This window comes from Nonomuraea lactucae, from assembly GCF_003313395.1.
In the GTDB taxonomy this organism is placed as follows: domain Bacteria; phylum Actinomycetota; class Actinomycetes; order Streptosporangiales; family Streptosporangiaceae; genus Nonomuraea; species Nonomuraea lactucae.
This window is the reverse complement of record NZ_QNFZ01000778.1, coordinates 1-4793: the sequence shown is the minus strand read 5'-3', so window position 1 is coordinate 4793 and position 4793 is coordinate 1. Positions and strand designations below refer to the sequence as shown.

The 4793-nt window shown below is 71.2% G+C and carries 7 protein-coding genes; 4 read left to right on the top strand and 3 right to left on the bottom strand.

From position 1 onward, the window contains the following. The 3 genes from DQW85_RS27380 to DQW85_RS27370 form a co-directional block, all read left to right on the top strand. Nucleotides 1–608, top strand: a 608-nt coding sequence (locus DQW85_RS27380) for an aminotransferase class V-fold PLP-dependent enzyme (protein WP_113702791.1), incomplete at its 5' end; no start/stop codon positions are given. Beyond that, nucleotides 605–850: a sulfurtransferase TusA family protein gene (locus DQW85_RS27375; RefSeq protein ID WP_113702790.1), complete on the top strand. Its 246-nt coding sequence runs from the start codon at nucleotides 605–607 to the stop codon at nucleotides 848–850. The genes DQW85_RS27380 and DQW85_RS27375, both read left to right, overlap by 4 nt. Before the next feature lie 98 nt (nucleotides 851–948). Next, the gene (locus tag DQW85_RS27370; RefSeq protein ID WP_113702789.1) at nucleotides 949–1383 is read left to right on the top strand and encodes a CBS domain-containing protein; all 435 of its coding nucleotides are present in this window, start codon (nucleotides 949–951) and stop codon (nucleotides 1381–1383) included. Nucleotides 1384–1474: 91 nt separating this feature from the next. Here the strand turns inward: DQW85_RS27370 and DQW85_RS27365 are convergent, their stop codons facing one another. Together DQW85_RS27365 and erpA are read right to left on the bottom strand one after the other, a co-directional pair. After that, complete coding sequence (locus DQW85_RS27365; protein ID WP_113702788.1) at nucleotides 1475–2461, bottom strand: carbohydrate kinase family protein; 987 nt, start codon at nucleotides 2459–2461, stop codon at nucleotides 1475–1477. A gap of 136 nt (nucleotides 2462–2597) precedes the next feature. Continuing rightward, nucleotides 2598–2951, bottom strand: a complete 354-nt coding sequence (gene erpA, locus DQW85_RS27360) for an iron-sulfur cluster insertion protein ErpA (protein ID WP_113702787.1) — start codon at nucleotides 2949–2951, stop codon at nucleotides 2598–2600. Between the two features lie 164 nt (nucleotides 2952–3115). Here erpA and nadA point away from each other — a divergent pair, with 164 nt between their 5' ends. After that, on the top strand, nucleotides 3116–4267 hold the full coding sequence (gene nadA, locus DQW85_RS27355) for a quinolinate synthase NadA (RefSeq protein ID WP_113702792.1): 1152 nt from the start codon (nucleotides 3116–3118) through the stop codon (nucleotides 4265–4267). A gap of 18 nt (nucleotides 4268–4285) precedes the next feature. On the opposite strand, the gene DQW85_RS27350 is transcribed toward nadA, so the two are convergent. Beyond that, on the bottom strand, nucleotides 4286–4793 hold a 508-nt coding region (locus DQW85_RS27350), incomplete at its 5' end, for an SIMPL domain-containing protein (RefSeq protein WP_113702786.1).

Here is a 4793-nt window from a genome sequence, read left to right as displayed (position 1 = left end):
CGGCGCAGACGGCCGGGCGGCTGCCGATCCCGCCGGGCTGGTCGGTGCTGACGGCCAGCGCGCACAAGTGGGGCGGCCCGGCCGGGGTGGGGGTGCTGGCGGTGCGCAAGGGCACCCGGTTCCGCTCGTTCCTGCCGGAGGACGAGCGGGAGCGCCGCCGGGTCCCGGGTTTCGAGAACGTGCCCGCCGTCGTGGCGGCGGCGGCCGCCCTGCGCGCCGTGACGGCGGAGGCGCAGCGCGAGGGTGCCCGGCTGTCGGCGCTGGTCGACCGGATCAGGGAGACGGTGCCGAGGATCGTCCCGGACGTGGAGGTGATCGGCGACCCCGTCGAGCGCGCCCCGCACATCGTGACGTTCTCCTGCCTGTACGTGGACGGCGAGGCGCTGCTGACGGAGCTCGACAAGGCCGGTTTCGCCGTGTCGTCCGGAAGTTCGTGCACCGCTAGTACGCTTCGTCCATCACACGTCCTGGAAGCGATGGGCGTGCTGACGCATGGGAATGTCCGGGTCTCGCTGCCCAGGGGCGCTTCCGCGGCGGATGTCGACAGGTTTCTCGCCGTGCTGCCCGAGCTGGTGCGCCGGATCCGCCAGGACGCAGGAGTCGCATGACCGACGTTACTCAGCCCGCACTGACGATCGACGCGCTCGGGAAGAAGTGCCCGATCCCGATCATCATGCTCGCCGAGCAGATCAACTACGTGCCGCTCAACGCGGTGGTCGCCGTCCTTGCCGACGACCCGGCCGCCTACACCGACGTGCCCGCCTGGTGCCGTCTCAAGTCGCACCGTCACGTGGGCTCGTACGAGCTGCCCGGCGGTGGCTGGGCCATCCATGTGATGCGCAACTACTGACCGGCGGCACAGGCCATCCGATTTGCGCTGTGTGTGGCACTTCGTCCGATGTGGGTAGGGCCTCTCCGGAGCATCGTCTACCTCCGGAGGGATGAGACATGACCGAAGGACACCCGCACGAGACCGCCCGCGACGTCATGCACCCGGGCGCCGAGTGCCTGACGGCGCACGAGACCCTCGACAGGGCCGCCCAGATGATGCGCGACCTCGACGTGGGCGCCATGCCCGTCTGCGACGCGGACGACCGCGTCATGGGGATCATCACCGACCGCGACCTCGTGGTCAGATGCGTGGCCGAGGGCCTCGACCCGTCCAGGATAAGGGCCGGCGACCTGGTGGCCGGGCTGGTCGCCGTGACGCCCGACACCCCGATCGAGGAGGCGCTCTCGCGCATGGAGCGGCACCGGATCAAGCGGCTGGCCGTGGTCGAGGGCGACCGCATCGTCGGCATGATCAGCGAGGCCGACCTGGCCAGGCATCTGCCGGACGAGCAGCTGGCCGAGTTCGTCCACCGCATCTACGCGGGGGGCTGACCCGCCCGCACACGTCCCCGCCGCGCACCTCGCGCGGCGGGGACGCGCCCGTTCGGGGCGGTGGCGCCGCCGGCGGCACCACCGTCGGGGGTCAGGGGTGGTGGCAGCGGATGTGCGCGCTCACCTCGGCGGACGCGGCGGCCCCGTACGCGGCCCCGAACCGCTCCAGGAAGACCTTCTGCCCCAGCTCGTACTCCTGCCCGCCCACGCGCTCCAGCACGTGGGTGGCGGTCAGATTGCCGATCTGGCCGCAGCGCTCGAGCGGCAGCCCCCAGGCCAGCCCGGCCAGGAACCCGGCGCGGAAGGCGTCGCCGACGCCCGTGGGGTCGGCCTTGCCCAGCTCGGGAGCGGGCGCCACGTGGATGGGCGGCTCGCCCTTGCGGTCGATGACCGCGCCCTTGGGGCCGAGCGTGGTGACGCGGACGCCGACGCGGTCGAGGACCTCCTCGGCCGACCAGCCGGTCTTCTGCTCGATGAGCCCCTTCTCGTAGTCGTTCGAGAACAGGTAGGCGGCGCCGGCCACCAGCTCACGGATCTGGTCGTCGGCCATCCGGGCGAGCTGCTGGGACGGGTCGGCGGCGAACGCGATGCCCCGCTGGCGGCACTCGTCGGTGTGGCGCAGCATCGCGTCGGGGTCGTTGGGGCTGATCAGCACCAGGTCGAGCCCGCCCACGCGGTCGGCGACGGGCCGCAGCTCGATGAGCCGCGCCTCGGCCATCGCGCCGGTGTAGAAAGAGGCGATCTGGTTGTGGTGCTCGTCCGTGGTGCACAGGAAGCGGGCCGTGTGGTGGTGCTCCGAGACGTGCACGGACACGCAGTCGACGCCGTGGCGCTCCAGCCAGGAACGGTAGTCGGCGAAGTCGTTGCCCACCGCGCCCACGAGGATCGGCGTCAGGCCGAGGCATCCCATGCCGAACGAGATGTTCGCCGCGCACCCCCCGCGACGGATCTGCAGGTCGTCGACCAGAAACGAGAGTGACACCCGGTCGAGCTGCTCGGCGATGAGCTGATCGCCGAAGCTTCCCGGGAAGGTCATCAGTTGGTCTGTCGCGATGGAGCCGGTGACGGCGATGCGCACGGGATTCTTCTTCCTCGTTGTCGGCAAGCCAAATGAGCCCCACGAGAATACGCGAAGGTCCCGCGCGCACAAAGGCGAGCGGGACCGTGTCGTGACGACCCGTCAGGCGCTCGGTCGCGCCCAGGTGAAGTCGCGCCTAGTTGAAGGAATCGCCGCAGGCGCACGATCCGGTGGCGTTGGGGTTGTCGATGGTGAACCCCTGCTTCTCGATGGTGTCGACGAAGTCGATGGTCGCGCCCAGCAGGTAGGGGGCGCTCATCCTGTCGGTGACCACGCTCACGCCGCCGAAGTCCGACACGACGTCGCCGTCCATCGAGCGGTCGTCGAAGAAGAGCTGGTAGCGCAGGCCGGAGCAGCCGCCCGGCTGCACGGCCACGCGCAGCTGAAGGCCTTCCTCGCCCTGCTGCTCGAGCAGGCTCTTGACCTTGGCGGCGGCCGCGTCAGTCAGGATCAGGCCCTGCGTCGTGGTCTCGCTGCTCTCAACCGTCATCTGCTGACTCCCTAACCCGGCTGTCTGTTTCTGACGTCCTACTTAGAAGCTACCAACTCCTGCCGGGTGCCTCACATTCCCCCGGCCCGTCGGCCCCGGAACGGAACACCCCCGACCGTGTGCCATGATAAGTATCGTCACTTCGACGATAAGGGGGTGTGGCCATGGCCACCCAGACTGGGCTGCCGCTCTTCGTCCTCGGCCAGGGGGCCGATCCGCACGCGGAGCGGGGCGTCGACTGCCCGGGCGAGCTGCCGCCCGCGTCGGACCCCGGCCTGGTGGACCGCGCGCGCAGGGCCAAGGAGGCGCTCGGCGACCGGTTGTTCGTGCTGGGCCACCACTACCAGCGGGACGAGGTGATCCAGTTCGCCGACGTGACCGGAGACTCGTTCAAGCTGGCGCGGCTGGCGGCCGCCCGGCCGGAGGCGGAGTACATCGTCTTCTGCGGCGTGCACTTCATGGCCGAGTCGGCCGACATCCTGACGGGCGACGCCCAGAAGGTCGTCCTGCCGGACCTGGCCGCGGGCTGCTCGATGGCGGACATGGCCACGTTCGACCAGGTCGAGGAGTGCTGGGAGGCGCTGGAGGACGCCGGCCTGGCCGCCCAGGTGATCCCCGTCACGTACATGAACTCCAGCGCCGACATCAAGGCGTTCTGCGGCAGGAACGGCGGCGCGGTCTGCACCTCCTCCAACGCGCGCAGGGCCCTGGAGTGGGCCTTCGGGCGGGCCGGCAAGGTGCTCTTCCTGCCCGACCAGCACCTCGGCCGCAACACGGCGGTCCTGGAGATGGGCATGTCGCTCGACGACTGCGTCGTGTGGAACCCGCACCGCCCGAACGGCGGCCTCGCGCGGGAGCAGCTCGAGCGCGCCAGGATGATCCTGTGGAAGGGCCACTGCTCGGTGCACGGCCGTTTCACGGCCGAGTCGGTCGACGACGTACGGCGGCGCATCCCGGGCGTCAACGTGCTCGTCCACCCCGAGTGCCGGCACGAGGTGGTGCTGAAGGCCGACCACGTCGGCTCCACCGAGCACATCATCAAGACGCTGGAGGCGGCGCCCGCCGGGTCGAGCTGGGCCGTCGGCACCGAGCTGAACCTGGTCAAGCGGCTCGGCCAGATGTTCCCCGACAAGAGCGTCTCGTTCCTCGACCGCACGGTCTGCTACTGCTCCACCATGAACCGGATCGACCTGCCGCACCTGGTGTGGGCGCTGGAGTCGCTGGCGCTGGGCGAGGTGGTCAACCAGATCACGGTGGACGAGGACACCGCACACTGGGCCCGCGTGGCCCTCGACCGCATGCTGGCGCTCCCCTAGCGCTCCCTGACCGGGGCGCTACTCGGCGAAGGCGTAGACCACCCGGACGCCGACCGACAGGACCTGGCGCCCGGGGCTCACCGAGGCCTTGTCCTCCACGGCCATGGCCGCGTACGCCATCGGCTGCGGCCCGCCCCGCGCCTCCTCCGAGACCGAGACCACCCTGCCGAGGGGCCGCCCGGCGAGCCCGGCGTACTGGGCCGCCTTGGCGGCGGCGTCCTCGAACGCCCTGGTCCGGGCGGCGGCGAGCGCCCCCGACGGGTCGGACAGCTCGAACGCCACCCCGCCGAGCCGGGCCTCCTCCCCCACGCCGGCGACGGTGTCGATCACCCGGTCGGCCCGCGACAGGTCGCGCACCACGGCCTCGACGCCCTGCGCCGCCCGGTAGGCCGACACTCTGGGATAGGACTCGTACTCGGGCCCGAGTGACAGCTCCGTGGTGCGCAGGTCCTCCTCGGCGATCCCCGCGCCCCGGAGGGCGCCGGCCAGCCTCGCCGCGGCCTCCCTGGCCGCGGCGAACGCCTCG

Bases quoted from the DNA above. Each gene is read 5' to 3' on its own strand.
- DQW85_RS27370 (WP_113702789.1), top strand. From the start codon at position 949: ATGACCGAAGGACACCCGCACGAGACCGCCCGCGACGTCATGCACCCG.
- nadA (WP_113702792.1), top strand. From the start codon at position 3,116: ATGGCCACCCAGACTGGGCTGCCGCTCTTCGTCCTCGGCCAGGGGGCC.
- erpA (WP_113702787.1), bottom strand. From the start codon at position 2,951: ATGACGGTTGAGAGCAGCGAGACCACGACGCAGGGCCTGATCCTGACT.
- DQW85_RS27375 (WP_113702790.1), top strand. From the start codon at position 605: ATGACCGACGTTACTCAGCCCGCACTGACGATCGACGCGCTCGGGAAG.